This window comes from Aurantiacibacter atlanticus, assembly GCF_001077815.2.
Taxonomy (GTDB): Bacteria; Pseudomonadota; Alphaproteobacteria; order Sphingomonadales; family Sphingomonadaceae; genus Alteraurantiacibacter; species Alteraurantiacibacter atlanticus.
The window spans coordinates 723,013-739,848 of sequence record NZ_CP011310.1; the positions used below are offsets into that span (position 1 = coordinate 723,013).

The window sequence follows — 16,836 nt, forward strand, 5'->3', positions numbered from 1 at the left end:
ATCCGGTTCAGGCAGCGCGCAGGGCGCCCCTGTATGCGTCTTCTGTCAAGGCGCGGCCTGCGCCAAGCGCGACGCAATCGAGTGGGCTTTCAGCAATACTGACCGCCAGGCCAGTTTCCTTGCTAAGCAGTTCGTCAATGCCGGGCAGCAAGGATCCGCCACCCGTCATGACGATGCCTGCATCAATGATATCGGCTGCGATTTCTGGTGCGGTATTTTCAAGCGCGATCCGCACAGCCTCGATGATCTGGCCGACAGGCTCCGAAAGCGCGGTTACAAGCTCGGCCTGATCGACCAGTATTTCCATCGGTATGCCGCGCGATACCTCTCGCCCCCTGACGCGGACCTTCGCCGGGTCCTGTCCCGGCGCGAGCCAGGCGGCGCCATATTCCTTCTTCACCCTTTCAGAGGTCGCTTCCCCGATAATGAGATTGTGGTTGCGCCGGACCGAGGCAGTGATCGCTTCATCCATTCTGTCACCCCCCACGCGGACCGACATGGTCATGGCCAGTCCCTGCACGGAAATGATGCCGACTTCGGTGGTCCCGCCGCCAATGTCGACCACCATTGACCCGGTCGGCTCATTTACCGGAAGATCGGCACCGATCGCTGCTGCAAGTGGCTCGTCGATCAGCCAGACCTTGCCTGCGCCCGCCTGCGAAACTGCTTCCTTGATAGCGCGGCGTTCAACCTGGGTAGAACCGGAGGGAACGCAGATCGCCATTTCCGGGCGGGCGGCGAACCTGCTGCGGCCACCATGGGCCTTCTGGATGAAGTGCTTGATCATCTGCTCGGCGATTTCAATGTCGGCGATCACACCATTGCGCAGCGGTCGGATGGTCCTGATGTTATCAGGCGTCTTGCCCATCATGAGTTTCGCATCGTCGCCCACCGCGCGCACGCTGGTGCGTCCGTTCAGGGTTTCCAGCGCCACAACGGATGGTTCGGCAAAAACAATTCCCTCGCCCCGGACATAGACCACCGTATTGGCCGTTCCCAAATCAATTGCGAGATCTGCAGAAGATCGTTTTAACAAGTCGAACATATATTTAACCGCACCAAATTACCTACACCCCTTGCGGGCTGACGGGCCAAGGGGCCCCTTGCAATGAGCGCAGAATGAACGTGCTTCGCGACTTTGGGTGTTTGCGTCAGCCGGACGCATGTGATCGACAAGTTGAGGGTATTTGGCTCCGCGCTATCAGGCAGCCAGCAATTGCTGGGCCGGCGGCGATTTTTCAAGAAGGTCGATCAGGCCGCGCTCCTGCCTTGACAGATAGCTGGTGCTGCGCAGCAATTGCAGGCTTTCGCGCCATTTCTCCTGGGTGCCTATCAGGTCAATGATTGCCGGATGAATATAGCTTTTGCGAGTGACAGCAGGGGTGTTGCCCAATTTTTCTGCCACCTCCTCCAGCAGGGCTTTCAGGGTAAGAATCTCTGAACTTTCAGCAAGGATGGTGAAGGCTAGCACGCTGGCGTGCCAGGTGCGAAAGGCCTTGGCGGTGAAATGTTCGCCCATCGCCTCTGCAATATAGACGTTGACGTCGCTTGATCCGACATTCTGGCATTCGCCATCTTCGTCCACATATTGAAAAAGTTTCTGCCCCGGCAGATCCTGCATCTTGCGCACGAATTGGGCCAGATGCTTGTCCGTCAGGCTGACCTCGCGATCCTTGCCGGCCTTACCTTTGTAGATCAGACGCAGCGAATTGCCCGATACCATTGCATGGCGTTTGCGGAGCGTGGTGGCCCCAAAGCTTTTGTTCGACTGTGAATAGGCTTCATTACCGACACGCACCACACCAAGATCCAGCAGCCGGACAACGCCTGAAATGGTCTTTTCGCGCGATAGTTTGCGCGCCCGCAAATCCTCCGTCACGCGCTTGCGCACCAAGGGAAGAAGGTTGCCGAATACCGCACAGCTATCAAACTTCTCGCCTTCGCGCATGGTGCGGAATTGCGGGTGATACCGGTATTGCTTGCGTCCTTTGGCATCGATGCCGGTGGCTAGGATATGGCCGTTTTCTGCTGGGCAGAACCATGCGTCCGTATAGGCGGGAGGAAGAGCAATTGCGTTAAGCCTTTCGCGCTCTGCACGATTGCGGATCAGCTCGCCCTTGGCATCGTAATAGGACCATCCCTTGCCCGACCTCTTGCGCGAAATGCCGGGCAGGTCATCATCTATATAGATGAGCGAGGAAGGTGCGGAAGCCATGCACCCAAGAACCATCTTCCACACTCCCGGTTCCCTGCGACTTCGGAACCTGTTGCGCCTTCCGCACGTTCACAGGTCAAAGGAGTTAAAGATATGATTGGTAAGCTTATTGGCGCTGCAGCTGGCGCCGCAGTTGGTAGTGAATCGCGCAAGGTTGGTGGCAAGACAGGTGCCGTGATCGGTGCGCTCGCCGTTCCGATGGTGCGCCGCCTGCGCATACCGACTCTGCTGGCGCTGGCCGGTGGCGGATATCTTGTGAAGAAGATGGCCGACAAAGGCGGGCAAGATGCTACCAAACCTGCTGTAGAGACCGACACTACCCTTGCCGGGTAAACGGCATAACCGTGCGGTTCCGAAGCCACGCGGTACAATTAGAATGCAGAGAGCGGGGCGGCATTTTGATGTTTGCCCCGCTTTCGCGCGGGTGAGAAGCTCGCGGTGAGTCTTGAACCGAATCGACGCTGTTCCTAGGTCGAATGCAATCACCCGCTAGGAATTGCTCTTATCATGACGACCCATACCACCCGCATGCTTATCATCGGTTCCGGCCCCGCCGGATATTCCGCAGCCATTTACGGCGCGCGCGCAGGGATGGAGCCGATTGTCGTGCAGGGCATACAGCCCGGCGGCCAGCTGACCATCACCACCGATGTCGAGAATTATCCCGGTTTTGCCGACGTGATCCAGGGCCCTTGGCTGATGGAGCAGATGCAGAAGCAGGCCGAACATGTCGGCACGCGCATGATGTGGGATACCATCGTCGATGTCGATCTGGAAAACGGATCGCCGTTCCGGGCCGTTGGTGACAGCGGCGACGAATATATTGGCGATGTGGTCGTAATTGCCACTGGCGCACAGGCAAAATGGCTGGGTGTGCCGGGCGAACAGGAATTGGGTGGCAAGGGCGTGTCTGCCTGCGCGACCTGCGATGGGTTCTTCTATCGCGGCAAGAAGGTGGCCGTGATTGGCGGCGGCAATACCGCCGTTGAAGAGGCGCTTTACCTCACCAATCACTCCGATGACGTTACGCTGATCCATCGCCGTGACGAATTGCGATCAGAAAAAATCCTGCAGGACCGACTCTTCGCCAGCGAAAAGATCACATCCATGTGGAACACCACTGTGCAGCGCTTTATGGCGGGCGAGAACGGTGCATTGAACCATATCGAGCTAATCGACACGCAGACAGGCGAAACCAGAACGTTGGAAGTGGACGGGGCATTTGTCGCTATCGGCCACGCTCCCGCGACCGAACTGTTCAAGGGCAAATTGCCGATGGATGATGGCGGTTATCTGTTGGTCGAACCCGGCACGCCCAAGACCAGCATTCCCGGCGTGTTCGCATGCGGCGATGTCATGGATCACACCTATCGCCAGGCCGTAACTGCGGCAGGCACGGGCTGCATGGCCGCGCTTGATGCCGAACGGTTTCTGGCGACGCTAGAGCATGCGAAGAAAGAGGCTGTCGCGGCGGAATAATTACCGCGGCAAGGGCGGAAATTCTATCTCATGACCTCGGATACGTCTGTCAATCAGGTCAAATCGCGTTCGCAAAAAATCCAGCCTGCAGGGTAATGGGTAAGGGCAGGAGCGATCCGCAAGCCTGAGTCTCACGAAAATTTGGAGAAATCAGGCGCGCGCTTTTCCATGAAGGCGGCAAAGGCTTCGGTCGCTTCGGGGCTTTTCATTCTCTCGGCAAAAATGACAATCTCTTCGACGATTTTTGCGTCAATCTCGGCCTTGTCCTGCATCAACGCCTTTGTTGCCTGCGTCGCACTGGGCGGCAATTTGGCGATACGCGCTGCTGCGAGGCGCAGAGCTTGATCCAGTTGAGCGCGACTGACGACTTCATTCGCCAGCCCGATTTGCACCGCTTCTGAGGCTTCGACTTTTTCGCCCATCGCCAGCATGGCGAAAGCGCGTGGGTGGCCGATGCGTCGGGGCAGCAAGAGGCTGGAAGCAGCTTCGGGCACCAGGCCCAGGCTGACGAAAGGCGTGCTAAGCTTCGCGTCATCTGCCAGAATGACATAATCGCAATGCAGCAGCATGGTGGTGCCAATGCCCACGGCGGGCCCCTGCACCCCCGCTATCAGCGGCTTGGCCAATTGCGCCAAGAGCCGGATGAAGCGGAAGACATTGGCCTGGGTGATATCGCCCCCGGCCGCTGCGAGAAAATCGCCAATGTCATTGCCCGCGCAGAAAAGTTCGCCTTCGCCGCGAATAGCGATCACGCGAATGGCCGGATCATCCTGCGATGCTTCAAGCGCATCGGCCAGCGCGCCATACATCGCATCGGTCAGCGCATTTTTCTTGTCAGGACGATTGAGGGTGAGGGTGAGCACACCGTCCGCCCTTTCAATAATGATTTGCTCGCTCATAATACCGCTCCTAATCGTGGTCGCCGCGCCCGAAATCGGGGCGGGCATCGTCCTGCCCCTGCTCCAGAATGCCGCGTCTGATTGCGCGCGTGCGGGTGAAGAGATCGAACATCGCCTCTCCATCGCCCGCCTTGATGGCAGCGCGCATGGCTTCCAGATCGCCCAGAAAACGGTCCATCATTTCCAGCACCGCATCCTGATTGTGCAGGAATACATCGCGCCACATTGTCGGATCACTTGCCGCGATGCGGGTGAAATCGCGAAAGCCGCCTGCCGAATATTTGATCACCTCGCTGCGCGTCACATCCTCCAGATCGCTGGCAGTGCCCACGATCGTATAGGCGATCAGGTGCGGAATATGACTGGTGACGGCAAGCACCATATCGTGGTGGCATGCATCCATCACCTCCACCGTGGAGCCGAGCGCTTCCCAGAACTCTACCAGCTCCGCCACCTTTGCCTTATCCGCACCTTCGGGCGGAGTAAGGATGCACCAGCGTTGGTGAAACAGGCTGGCAAAGCCCGCTTCGGGGCCGGATTGCTCCGTTCCTGCGACAGGATGGGCGGGGATGACGTGGTGGCCGGGCAGTTCCTCTTGCAGAGCGTGGCCGACCTGCTGCTTGGAAGAACCGACATCGCTGATGATGGCATGTTCTGAAAGGCCCGGAGCAATGGCGCTGGCAGCGCTGCGCATCGCGCCAACAGGCACGCATAGCACGACAAGGTCAGCATCGCGCACGGCATCCGCTGGATCGTCTGCGATTGTCCCGCACAGTCCGCGTTCCCGCGCTTTTTCCCGTACGGCGGGATCGGCATCGTAACCGGTGGATGCGACGCCGGGCAAATACTCGCCCACTGCAAGACCGACTGAGCCGCCCAGAAGCCCAAGGCCAATGACGGCTATACGCTGGATGCTCATCCCTTTCCCTCGCAGAAAGCGCGCAAGGCAGTGGCGATATCGTCCATGTGCTGCGCTGTGCCGATGGTAATGCGAAGCCCGTGTGGCAGTCCTTGCCCCGGCAGGTGACGCACGGCATATCCCGCCCTGGCCAGCGCCTGAAGTGCATCACCCGCCTCAAGCTCGCCTTCGAACAGGACAAGCACGAAATTCGCCTCGCTAGGCACGGCGCGGAGGCCATGATTGCCCATCGCCTCTATCATACTGACGAAGCGTGCACGTTCGGCAGCATTGTGGTCACGGCTGGCCTGCACAAAGCCCACGTCGCCAATGGCAGCTGTGGCGGCGGTTTGTCCGCACTGATTTACATTAAACGGTCCGCGAATGCGGTTGAGTGCTCCGACGATATGCGGCGCGCCGGTGGCCCATCCAATTCGATCGCCCGCAAGCCCGTAAATCTTGGAAAAGGTACGAGTGACGAGCACATTTTGCATTTGGGCGGCAAGCGCCATCCCGCCGTCATCCAGCCCGTCCGGCAAATATTCGGCATAAGCATGGTCGATCACCAGCAATATGTCGTCGCGCAGGCCGCTGTGCAATCGGGCCAGTTCTTCGCCTGGCAGATAGGTGCCAGTGGGATTGTTGGGATTGGCGAGGAAAACCACCCGCGTATCATCATTGACGCAGGCCAGCAGCGCATCGACATCAGTGGCATAATCATCATCCGGAGCGATCACGACATCGGCGCCGCAGCTCTGCGTGACGATACTATAGAGCGAAAAGCCGTAGCGGACATGGACGATATTGTCGCCCGGGCCGGCATAGGCCCTTGCGGCCAGATTAAGCAGCTCGCCAGAGCCTGTGCCGCATACGATATGCGCTGGATCAATGCCGTGTATGGCACCTATGGCGCTACGCAATGCAGTGGCATCAGGATCGGGATAGCGATCCGGTAAAGGCGTGGCCCGGCGCGCCTCCAGCACGGCCTTAGAAGTGCCGAGCGGGTTCTCATTGGCGGACAGCTTGACGAGCGGCCTGCCGTCGTTCCCGGAGCTGCGGCCGGGCACATAGGGGTGGATTGCCGCGATATAGGGCTTCATTCGCGGACGCATGGTCTTATCGATATCGGTCACAAAAAGCGCGCATACCGTCTGTTTGGAGCGATTGACAGCCCGCCTTGCCTCCCCCAAGTCGAATTCCAACAATCATGGCCAGCAAATCCCCTATTTCCGTTCGCAAACAGGCGCTCCCCGATCCGCTGGAGCTGGATAGCGGTCGTGCGCTGGCTGGCGTGGAAATCGCGTTTGAAACCTATGGCGAATTGGCGGCGGACAAGTCCAATGCGATCCTCGTCTTCCATGCACTGACAGGGGATCAGTTCTTGGCGAGCGAACACCCGCTCACCGGCAAGCCGGGTTGGTGGGCGCGAATGGTGGGTCCCGGCAAGCCGATCGATACGGATCGTTTTTACGTTATCTGTGCCAATGTGCTGGGCAGCTGCCTAGGATCGACCGGACCTGCCAGCATCAATATGGGCGATGGCGGGACAGGGGTGCCCTATGGCATGGAATTCCCTGTCATCACCATTCGCGATATGGTGCGCGCCCAGATGCGCCTGCTCGATGTGCTGGGGATTGAAACACTGCACGCTGTGGTCGGCGGATCTATGGGCGGGATGCAGGCGCTGAGCTGCGCGGCGAATTTTCCTGACCGCACGGATCGCGTGCTGGCCATTGCCACTACGGCGCGGCATTCGGCACAGAACATCGCCTTTCACGAAGTTGGTCGTCAGGCGATCATGGCGGATCCCAATTGGCAGGGTGGCGCCTATTATGATGGCAGCACACCCGATAAGGGGCTCTCCGTCGCGCGTATGGCGGCACATATCACCTATCTTTCCGAAGCCGGCCTGACCGAGAAATTCGGAAGAAGGCTGCAGGATCGTGACGCCAAGAGCTTTGGTTTTGACGCAGATTTCCAAGTGGAAAGCTATTTGCGGTATCAGGGCATCAGCTTTTCCGACCGCTTCGATGCCAACAGCTATCTCTACATCACCCGTGCCATGGATTATTTCGATCTGGCAGAGGAACATGGCGGCCGCCTGTCGCAGGCCTTTGCCGGTGCCAGGAACACGCGCTTCTGCTTCGTCAGCTTCGATACCGATTGGCTTTATACCACGGCCGACATGCGCGAAATCGTGCATGCTCTCAATGCGGTGGCCGCGCCGGTCAGCTTCGTGGAACTGTCTGCGCCATTCGGCCATGACAGCTTTCTGCTCGACGTTCCGCCACTTGACCGCGTGGTGAAGGGGTTCATCGGATGAATTTAGCCAGTGATGCTCCTGCTTTCGATTTGCGCGCCGATCTGGCTTGCATCGCGCGCCAGGTGCCGGCCAATACGCGGGTGCTTGATGTGGGTTGCGGCCCTGGCGATCTGATGGCGGCATTGCAACAACAAAAAGACGTTGATGCGCGCGGGATAGAGATCGACCCTGAAGAGGTAGAGCGCGCCGTCGCACGGGGGCTTTCCGTGGTGCAGGGCGATGCCAATCGCGATCTTGCTGATTATCCCGACGGGGCGTTCGATGTCGCCATTCTCAGCCAGACGTTGCAAACCGCGCAGCGGCCCGACTGGCTACTGGATCAGCTGCTACGCGTTGGGCGGCAGGCATTTGTCAGCTTTCCCAATTTTGCCTTCTGGCGCATGCGGTTCGCGCTGATGCTGGGGGGACGCATGCCTGTGGTGCGCCATTTGCCGGTCAGCTGGTATGCGACCAACAATATCCATCATCTGACAATAGAAGATTTTCGTGAATTGCTGCGCCAGAAAGGCGTGACGGTAGAGGGTAGCTGGTTTTTCGTCGGTGGGCGGGAAATCGGCTGTCGCGGCGGTCCGTTCGGGGCGAACTGGCGTGCGGAACATGCGGTTTTCCGGCTAAGCCGCTAAAAGGCGGAACCCGCGATCGCCGCCAGCGATATTGCGGGGAGCATTCCCAGAATGCTGGCTCCCGCAAAACTACGTGCGCCAATTTGCGTAGCAGCTGCCCCAGCGGTGACGACGATATGTGGCACACCGCCAAGGCGCGCCGTCGCCACGTAAATGGGGCCGCGCCTCTCCAGATGATCACGCACACCGTCCAGCCGTGCACCGAAACGCCGCTGCATAGCGGCTGCCAGCCAGCGACGTGACACAAGGAACAGGAGGTGACTGCCAAGCGCCGCACCCAATGCCACCACCAATGCGCCGCCAAAGCCCATCAGCAGGCCTGAAACAAAGGCAGTCGGCGTGAGCGCCCCGGGGACGGAGAGCGCAACAATGGTAAAGGAGATGGCCCCGATCAGCACGGCCACGATCACACCGCCGTATGGCAATGCGGCGCTTGCTTCGATCAGATCAAGTGGCATCCAGGATGCAGCTGCAGTTTCCATATTTATCCAGCGCAGACAGGGTCAATCGGTTCCGATCATAGCAAGCAAATGCTTCAAAAGTTACTGTCAGCGGAAATAAACCTGCATTATGCCTGCCGGGATCAGTCTTTCAATTTGGCCGCATGCCACGCCACATGGTCGGAGATGAAGGTGGAAACAAAGAAGTAGGAATGGTCATACCCTTCCTGCATGCGGATTTCGGCCTGCATCCCGGCATCGCGCACAGCATTCTCGAACAGATGCGTCTTGAGCTGTCCTTCAAGCCATTCATCAGCCGTGCCCTGATCCACCAGCACATTCTCTATCCGCGCGCCGTCTTCGATCAATGCAACACTGTCATATTCGCGCCATGCCGCGCGATTATCGCCAAGGTATCCGCTCAGCGCCTTATCGCCCCACGGGCAATTAAGCGGGCTGACGATAGGTGCAAAGGCGCTGGTAGATCGAAAGCGGCCGGGATTGCGCAGCGAGACAGTCAGCGCTCCATGGCCGCCCATGGAATGGCCTGAAATTCCCTGCCGATCCATGTCGACCGGGAAATTCGCGGCGACCAGTGCGGGAAGTTCATCCTCGACATAGCTGCGCATCTGGAAATGCGGCGACCACGGTTCTTGGGTGGCATTGACGTAAAAGCCCGCGCCCTGGCCAAAATCATAATCATCATGGTTTGCCACCCCTTCACCACGTGGCGATGTATCGGGGCAGACGAAAATGATCCCGTGTTCTGCGCAGGCGCGCTTATATTCGCATTTGATCATCGCGTTTTCATGCGTGCAGGTAAGGCCTGAAAGCCACCAGATCACCGGCAGCCTTGTGCCATCTTCGTGATCGGGGATGTAGATTGCGAAGGTCATCGGCGTGCCGGTGCTACTGCTCTCGTGCCGCCATACCTGCTGCTCTCCCGCATAGCAGCGCGAGGTTGAAATATGTTCCATTCCTACGCCCCGGATCGCGTCAGCATTTCTTGGCAGAAAGCCTTCGAGCTCTCCATATCTTTGGCTCTCATCATGATGCGGCTGAACATGTGTCTTCTCCCAAAATGCTAATTGGTGGACCTTTCTTCCGGATCGCCGTTCAATACACCACTACGCTGCGGATGCTTTCACCTGAATGCATCAGGTCAAAGCCCTTGTTGATCTCGTCCAATGTCAGCGTGTGGGTGATCATCGGGTCGATGGCGATCTTGCCGTTCATATACCAGTCAACGATCTTGGGCACATCAGTGCGCCCCTTGGCCCCGCCAAACGCGGTGCCGCGCCAGTTGCGACCTGTGACCAGCTGGAACGGGCGGGTGGCAATTTCCTTGCCCGCTTCGGCCACGCCTATGATGATCGAAGTGCCCCAGCCCTTGTGACAGCATTCAAGTGCCTGGCGCATGACCTCGGTACTACCGGTGCAATCGAATGAGTAATCGGCCCCGCCATCAAGCATTTCGACGATATGCGCAACCACGTCTGAGGTTTCCTTGGGATTGACGAAATCGGTCATGCCGAATTTCTCGCCCCATTCTTTCTTGGCCGGGTTGAGATCGACACCCACGATGCGATCTGCACCCGCCATCTTCGCGCCTTGCAGCACGTTAAGGCCAATCCCGCCAAGCCCGAACACCACGACATTGTCGCCCGGCTTTACCTGAGCCGTATTGACCACAGCACCCACGCCCGTGGTAACGCCGCAGCCGATGTAGCAGCTGGTTTCGAACGGCGCGTCTGTGCGGATCTTGGCGACGGCAATTTCAGGCAGTACGGTGAAGTTCGAAAAGGTCGAGCAGCCCATGTAATGATGGATCGTCTGGCCCTTGTAGGAGAAGCGGCTGGTTCCATCGGGCATCAGACCCTTGCCCTGCGTCTCACGGATTGCGCTGCACAGATTGGTCTTGCCGCTCAGGCACATTTTGCACTGGCGACATTCGGGCGTGTAGAGCGGGATTACATGATCACCGGGCACGACGCTGGTGACGCCAGCGCCAACCTCTCGCACAATCCCTGCGCCTTCATGGCCCAGCACGCTGGGGAACAGGCCCTCGCTGTCCAGCCCGTCCAGCGTATAGGCATCGGTGTGGCAGATGCCTGTCGCCATGATCTCTATCAGCACTTCGCCCGCCCTGGGGCCTTCAAGATCCAGCTCGACAATTTCGAGTGGCTGTTTGGCTTCGAATGCAACGGCGGCGCGGGTTTTCATATGGCTTCCTTGTGGTCTGATCGGCGCGGCAACGCCAGCTTGGCAGCTATCTGCATTATTCTCCCGCTGCGGTGATTGGTGGGCAGAGCGGGGCACTCGGTCTGAGGTGGCATAAGAATTCCCGCAGGTGTCCCCCCATGTGTCCTAGCCTTCGTGCACGGCCTTGATGACCATGCAGGCCTTCACGCCTTCAAGGCCGTCCTCGCTGCCATAGCCAGACCATTTCACCCCGCCAAATGGCGCATCCACGGTGGATACGCTGCTGATGTTGATCGCAAGCATCCCGGCTTCCACCTCTGCGGCGAGACGGCGACGACGGGCGGCATCCTGTGTCCAGGCATAGGCGGCAAGGCCATAGGGCAGGCGATTGGCTTCTTCGATCATCGCATCTTCGCCCGCCATGGGGTTGAGGATGGCGACGGGACCGAAAGGTTCCTCATTCATGATCTCGGCATCAATGGGAACTTCGCTCAGCACGCTGGGCTGGTGAAAGAAGCCCTGATTGCCGATACGTTCGCCGCCTGACAGCAGCTTTCCGCCCCTTTCCTGCGCCTCGGCGATGAGACGCTGGATATTGTCGAGTCCGCGGCTATTGGCCATCGGTCCCATTTTGATGCCCTTGTCCATCCCATTGCCCACGGTGATCTTTTCTGCGCGGCTGACAAAGCCATCACGGAATCGCTCGAACACGTTTTCCTCGATGAGGAAGCGTGTCGGGCTGACACAGACCTGTCCTGCATTGCGATAGGCCCCATCGCACATCACATCGAGGACCTTGTCGATATCGCTGTCGCTGAACACCATTACAGGCCCGTGTCCACCCAGTTCCATCGTCGCGATCTTCAGATCTTCGGCCGCCAGTTTTGCCAGATGCTTGCCCACCGGAGTCGATCCGGTGAAGGTCAGCTTGCGGATGATGGGGGAGCCGAGAAGATGTTCGCTGACGTCGCTTGGCACGCCAAACACGCATTGCACTGCGCCGCCCGGCACGCCCGCATCAAGCATGGCCTGGACCAGGGCGATACCGGACGCCGGTGTCTCTTCGCTTGGCTTGACGATCACGGAACATCCCGCCGCCAGAGGACCGCCGATCTTGCGCATCACATTGATCGCGGGGAAATTCCACGGCGCAAAGCCTGCCACCGGGCCGACCGGGTGATATTGCACTTCGACGCGGGAGCCTTCGGGGCGCACCAGCGTGCGACCGTAGAGGCGTTTGCACTCGCCTGCATAAAATTCGATCAAGGCTGCTGAATAGGCGACTTCGCCGCGCCCGTCGGCCAGCGGCTTGCCCTGTTCTCTTGTCAGGATCTCACCAATATCATCGGCGCGCTCGCGCAGCAGGGCAGCGGCTTTTGTGAGGATTGCGGCACGCTTGTCCGCAGGCGTTTTACGCCATTCGTGGAAGCCACGTTGCGCCGCTTCAAGCGCGCGGTCGAGATCGTTGGCGGTCGCGTGGGGCAGCGTGCCAATCACCTCTTCAGTGGCCGGATTGATGACCTCTTCGCTGGTACGTCCGTCACCGGAAAGCTGTTCTCCGTCAATCAGCAGGTGCAAGTCGGGATAGTCGGTCATATAATCTCCTGTATCGCCCCATATCCGCATCCCCCCTCTCCGCTTCAAGCGATTTTGCGGAAACATCGCCATGCCTTGTGAAGGCAAGGTTCAGGAAGATGGCCTAGATACACGTCCCATGACACGCATCATCCCTGTTTTCGCCGCCCTGCTTGCCGCCGCTCCGCCCGCCGCCCTTGCACAGGATGCCGCGCCAAGAGAGCAGGTTGCCATGCCGCAGATCAGTCTTGAGCATCGCGCGCTTTTGCGCTGTTCGGCGGCCTTTGCGCTGATTGCGCATGGGCAGGCCAATGGGAATGAAGCGGCGCAGGCCTATCCCGACATGGCAGAGCGCGGACGTGAATTCTTCGTACGTGCATCAGCCAAGGTGATGGATGAAGCGGGACTGGACCGGGTGCAGTTGGAGCATGCGATGTCGGCCGAAGCGCAGGAATTGTGGGATACAGGCACACTGGATCAGGTCGTGCCGTCCTGCCTTGCGCTTTTGCAGGGATAAGTCGCCACCTCTATGCTGGACCAAGGTGCGCCCTTGGGGCATTAGCATGGTCGAACTATGTGGCACCTTTATCATTTCCCGCTTTGTCCGTTCAGCCGCAAGGTGCAGCTCTCGCTCGGAGAGAAATCCATCGGCTATGATCTTGTCACGCTTTATCCGTGGGACGCGGGCGAGGAATTTCGCCGCCTGAACCCGGCGGGCCGGGTGCCCGTGTTGCATGATTCGGACAAGAAGGTGACGCTGATCGACAGCCAGGCGATCTGCGAATATCTGGAAGAGACGGTGGCAGACCGCCCTCTAATCATCGGATCGGCGCGGGCGCGGGCTGAAATTCGCCGGCTTGTCGCGCTGTTCGATGAGAGTTTTTATGCCGATATCACCGGGCCGCTGCTGCACGAAAAGATGAAAAAGCGACTGGTTCTGCGGCAATCGCCTGATAGCCGGACCTTGCGTGAATGCATGCGATTGCTGCACGAACATCTCGATTATATCGATTGGCTGGTTGATAATCGCCGCTGGATCGCCGGCGCTCAGCTGACTCTTGCAGATTTTTCTGCCGCTGCGCAGCTTTCTGTTGTCGATTATCTCGACGGAATCGACTGGTCAGACCATGAGAGCGCGCATGGCTGGTATCGCGTGATCAAGAGCCGTCCGAGCTTTGCCCCCCTACTGCGCCAGAAGATGGATGGCTTGCCAGCGCCCCGGCATTATGCCGACGTAAATGCTTGATTAGCTTTGCGCACAGCTCCGCTGGCGCTTGCGCAAGGGGCTGCTGCGATCCGCTGACAAAGACGAGATGCGTCTAGCCGTTCGGCCTTGCGGAACGCCATCGCCGCTCCGATATCCGATTGGATAATGATGGTTCCGGGTGCGGACGCATCTGGAATGAAAAGGGACGTAGATTATGACTGACAAGATCACGCTCACACAGGCCGAATGGCAGGAAAAGCTGACGCCCGAACAATACCACGTCCTGCGCGAAGCCGGGACAGAGCGGGCCTTCACCGGCAAATATGAAAAGAACAAGGCGGAAGGCATTTACAAATGCGCCGGTTGCGGACTGCCGGTATTTTCCAGCGACAGCAAATATGACAGCGGTTCTGGCTGGCCCAGCTTTACCGCGCCGACAGAAGGTGATGCAGTCGAAATGAACCAGGATAGCTCGCACGGCATGGTCCGCACAGAAGTCGTCTGCGCACGCTGCGAAGGCCATCTTGGCCATGTTTTTCCAGATGGGCCGGGGCCTGAAGGGCTGCGATATTGCGTCAACAGCGCCTCGCTCGCCTTCGAACCGGAGGATAAGCCAGACGCGTGAGGTTGGCTGCCGTTCACGCATCGTTACAGATGCATGATGCATGCCCCCGGCTTCGCGGGACTGCGTTTTTGAAGATTGCGTTGGCGGGATTATAAGGGCTGATGGCCAAATATCGGGGCGGGCGCTCCAGCAAGTCTGACAAGCGCAAGGCGCAGCCCGGCGGATTCAAGGCCGGTTTATGGCTATGGGCCAAGCGAATTGTCGTCGGAGGCATATTCATCGCCATCCTTGGCGGGATCGGTGTTTTTACGTCGGTCTATTTTGCGGCACAATCCATGCCGTCCTTCACGTCCCTGAAGCAGAGCCAGAACGGGCAGACCATTCTGGTGCGCGCGCGTGATGGTTCTGAAATCGTGGAGCTCGGCCCCAGCTATGGCCAATGGGTCGATGCAAGAGACATTCCGCAGGTGATGAAGGATGCGATGGTGTCCGTAGAGGACCACCGCTTCTATTCGCATTTCGGGGTTGATCCTGTCGGACTGGCACGCGCGGTTTATAATGCCACGCTGGAAGACCGGCAGGTAAGCGCCACGTCCACCATCAGCCAGCAGCTGGCGCGCAATATCTTCCTCAATTCCAACCGCACACTCGACCGCAAGCTGCGAGAAGCTGTGCTGGCGATGGCGCTGGAATGGAATTTCTCCAAGGATCAGATCCTCGAACTTTATCTCAACAAGGTCTATTTCGGCGGCGGCGCTTACGGGATTGACAGCGCCAGCCGCAAGTTCTTCAGCCACGCCGCGAATGAATTGAGCCTTGAAGAAGCCGCCATCATCGCCGGATTGGTAAAGGCGCCCAGCCGCTATTCCCCCACTGCAGATATTGATGCCGCGGTAAGCCGGGCCAATGTCGTGATTGGCCAGATGGTCCGTTATGGCGATCTTGATCCTGCTGTGGCGCGACAGGTGGATGTCGATGCGGTAAACTTGCGCGAGGATATGGGGCAGAACTCAATCCGTTATTTCACCGATTGGGCGCTACCCCAGCTTGATCTGCTGCTGCCCAACAGCGTCGGTTTTGAACCGATCGAAGTGTGGACCACGATTGATGTCGGCATGCAGCGCGCAGCAACCACGGCGGTACAATCCAATGTGCCCGATGAAGCGCAGGGGGCGATGGTCAGCCTTGACCGCGATGGCGCTGTGCTGGCGCTGGTTGGCGGTACCGATTACGTTACCAGCAATTATAACCGCGCGACCGATGCGCTGCGCCAGCCCGGCTCATCATTCAAATTGTTCGTCTACCTCGCCGCGCTGGAAGCCGGCTATACGCCCGATGATCGCGTGCAGGATGTGCCCGTGACCATCAACGGCTGGAGCCCGCGCAATTCGGGCGGAAATTATGCGGGCGAAATTGATGTCCGCACTGCCTTTGCCTATTCGAAAAACTCGGTCGCGGCGCAATTGGGCAATGAGGTCGGCTTTTCCAACGTCGCCTCCATGGCGCGGCGGTTTGGCATCACATCGCAGATTTCCACCTATCCCTCTATGGTGCTGGGATCGTCTGAAGTGCGCCTTATTGATATGGCGCGCGCCTTTGCCGCAGTATCGGCGGGCGGACAATCGGTGGAGCCTTATGGCATCGTCAAGGTGACCACGGCGGATGGCGAGGAGATATATCGTCATCAGCAGGCCCGCAGCTATCGCCTGGTGCCAGATTACGTGGCGGCAGGGATCACCGATCTCTTACAGACCGCAGTTGCCACAGGTACTGGCCGCGCAGCGCAGATCGGCCGGCCCGTGGCGGGTAAGACAGGCACCACCAACACCAATCGCGATGGTTATTTCGTCGGCTTTTCCAGCGGGATTACCACCGGCGTCTGGATGGGCCGCGATGATAATGAACGGGTGGCCGGATTGCAGGGTGGCACTGCACCTGCGCGCGCCTTTGCCGCGTTTATGCGCTATGCTGTGCGTGACCGGCCAGAGGAAGAATTCGATACCGATTTGCAATTGCCGCAATGGCAATTGGAGCCCGATGACGAATTCTACATGGGCGAAGAAGACGATTATTATTACTACATTGACGATCAGGGCAATCTGGTGGAGCCGGGCCGCACCCGCAGCCCGCGCGATGATGGCTTTGATGTCGAAGGCGAAGGATCGAATGTTCGGCGTGATCCGCTTGATCCGCGCGGACTAGAAAATTCCAACCAGCGTCCCGGCACGGTCAGTCCCGATTCAAATCAGCAGAAGCCTCCGCCCGCTGCTAGCGATGATTTCCTTGAGCGGGCGACCGGACAGGATGTGCCGGGCGACCAGCCACGCCAGCGGCAAAGCTCAGACGATTTGCTGACCGAACGGCGCTATTAGGCGACCAATGCCAGCTGGGCGGCACGCGCATTTATACC

The 16,836-nt window shown here is 58.8% G+C and carries 17 protein-coding genes; 8 read left to right on the forward strand and 9 right to left on the reverse strand.

Annotation, left to right across the window (positions count from 1 at the left end):
- Positions 1–7: 7 nt before the first annotated feature.
- Both CP97_RS03540 and CP97_RS03545 read right to left on the reverse strand, forming a co-directional pair.
- Positions 8–1,045, reverse strand: a complete 1,038-nt coding sequence (locus CP97_RS03540) for a rod shape-determining protein (RefSeq protein WP_048884816.1) — start codon at positions 1,043–1,045, stop codon at positions 8–10.
- Positions 1,046–1,201: 156 nt separating this feature from the next.
- On the reverse strand, positions 1,202–2,215 hold the full coding sequence (locus tag CP97_RS03545; protein ID WP_048884817.1) for a DNA topoisomerase IB: 1,014 nt from the start codon (positions 2,213–2,215) through the stop codon (positions 1,202–1,204).
- Between the two features lie 93 nt (positions 2,216–2,308).
- Between CP97_RS03545 and CP97_RS03550 the strand changes: the two genes are divergently transcribed.
- Positions 2,309–2,548, forward strand: coding sequence for a hypothetical protein (locus tag CP97_RS03550; RefSeq protein ID WP_048884818.1), 240 nt, complete (start codon positions 2,309–2,311; stop codon positions 2,546–2,548).
- Between the two features lie 174 nt (positions 2,549–2,722).
- A complete protein-coding gene (gene trxB, locus CP97_RS03555) occupies positions 2,723–3,694 on the forward strand; it encodes a thioredoxin-disulfide reductase (protein WP_174539158.1) in 972 nt (323 codons plus the stop codon).
- A gap of 131 nt (positions 3,695–3,825) precedes the next feature.
- Here the strand turns inward: trxB and CP97_RS03560 are convergent, their stop codons facing one another.
- Genes CP97_RS03560 through hisC form a run of 3 tightly spaced genes read right to left on the reverse strand, consistent with a single transcriptional unit; the run spans position 3,826 to position 6,603 of the window.
- Positions 3,826–4,593 carry an enoyl-CoA hydratase gene (locus CP97_RS03560; protein WP_048884820.1) on the reverse strand — a complete coding sequence of 256 codons (768 nt, stop codon included), beginning with the start codon at positions 4,591–4,593 and terminating at the stop codon, positions 3,826–3,828.
- A 10-nt stretch (positions 4,594–4,603) separates the two neighbouring features.
- Positions 4,604–5,512 (reverse strand): prephenate/arogenate dehydrogenase family protein, encoded by a 909-nt coding sequence (locus CP97_RS03565; protein WP_048884821.1) that lies wholly within the window; start codon positions 5,510–5,512, stop codon positions 4,604–4,606.
- The gene (gene hisC, locus CP97_RS03570) at positions 5,509–6,603 is read right to left on the reverse strand and encodes a histidinol-phosphate transaminase (protein WP_048886688.1); all 1,095 of its coding nucleotides are present in this window, start codon (positions 6,601–6,603) and stop codon (positions 5,509–5,511) included. Before hisC ends, CP97_RS03565 begins: the two co-directional genes overlap by 4 nt.
- Before the next feature lie 95 nt (positions 6,604–6,698).
- Here hisC and metX point away from each other — a divergent pair, with 95 nt between their 5' ends.
- On the forward strand, positions 6,699–7,814 hold the full coding sequence (gene metX, locus CP97_RS03575) for a homoserine O-acetyltransferase MetX (protein WP_048884822.1): 1,116 nt from the start codon (positions 6,699–6,701) through the stop codon (positions 7,812–7,814).
- Positions 7,811–8,437, forward strand: a complete 627-nt coding sequence (gene metW / locus CP97_RS03580) for a methionine biosynthesis protein MetW (protein WP_048884823.1) — start codon at positions 7,811–7,813, stop codon at positions 8,435–8,437. The genes metX and metW overlap by 4 nt, the downstream gene beginning before the upstream one ends.
- Here the strand turns inward: metW and CP97_RS03585 are convergent.
- From CP97_RS03585 to CP97_RS03600, 4 genes are all read right to left on the reverse strand, one after another.
- A complete protein-coding gene (locus CP97_RS03585) occupies positions 8,434–8,919 on the reverse strand; it encodes a VTT domain-containing protein (protein ID WP_048884824.1) in 486 nt (161 codons plus the stop codon). The two genes, metW and CP97_RS03585, sit on opposite strands and share 4 nt — an antisense overlap.
- A gap of 101 nt (positions 8,920–9,020) precedes the next feature.
- Entirely contained in the window at positions 9,021–9,854 is an 834-nt protein-coding gene (fghA, locus tag CP97_RS03590; protein ID WP_048884825.1) for an S-formylglutathione hydrolase, read from the reverse strand.
- 139 nt (positions 9,855–9,993) lie between these two features.
- Positions 9,994–11,100, reverse strand: a complete 1,107-nt coding sequence (locus CP97_RS03595; protein ID WP_048884826.1) for an S-(hydroxymethyl)glutathione dehydrogenase/class III alcohol dehydrogenase — start codon at positions 11,098–11,100, stop codon at positions 9,994–9,996.
- A gap of 144 nt (positions 11,101–11,244) precedes the next feature.
- Entirely contained in the window at positions 11,245–12,675 is a 1,431-nt protein-coding gene (locus tag CP97_RS03600; RefSeq protein ID WP_048886689.1) for an NAD-dependent succinate-semialdehyde dehydrogenase, read from the reverse strand.
- Positions 12,676–12,793: 118 nt separating this feature from the next.
- On the opposite strand from CP97_RS03600, the gene CP97_RS03605 reads away from it, so the two are divergent.
- The 4 genes from CP97_RS03605 (at position 12,794) to CP97_RS03620 (ending at position 16,798) form a co-directional block, all read left to right on the forward strand.
- On the forward strand, positions 12,794–13,171 hold the full coding sequence (locus CP97_RS03605; RefSeq protein WP_048886690.1) for a hypothetical protein: 378 nt from the start codon (positions 12,794–12,796) through the stop codon (positions 13,169–13,171).
- Between the two features lie 57 nt (positions 13,172–13,228).
- A complete protein-coding gene (locus CP97_RS03610; RefSeq protein WP_048884827.1) occupies positions 13,229–13,900 on the forward strand; it encodes a glutathione S-transferase family protein in 672 nt (223 codons plus the stop codon).
- 175 nt (positions 13,901–14,075) lie between these two features.
- Complete coding sequence (msrB, locus tag CP97_RS03615; RefSeq protein WP_048884828.1) at positions 14,076–14,486, forward strand: peptide-methionine (R)-S-oxide reductase MsrB; 411 nt, start codon at positions 14,076–14,078, stop codon at positions 14,484–14,486.
- Positions 14,487–14,587: 101 nt separating this feature from the next.
- The gene (locus CP97_RS03620; protein WP_048884829.1) at positions 14,588–16,798 is read left to right on the forward strand and encodes a transglycosylase domain-containing protein; all 2,211 of its coding nucleotides are present in this window, start codon (positions 14,588–14,590) and stop codon (positions 16,796–16,798) included.
- Positions 16,799–16,836: the final 38 nt, after the last annotated feature.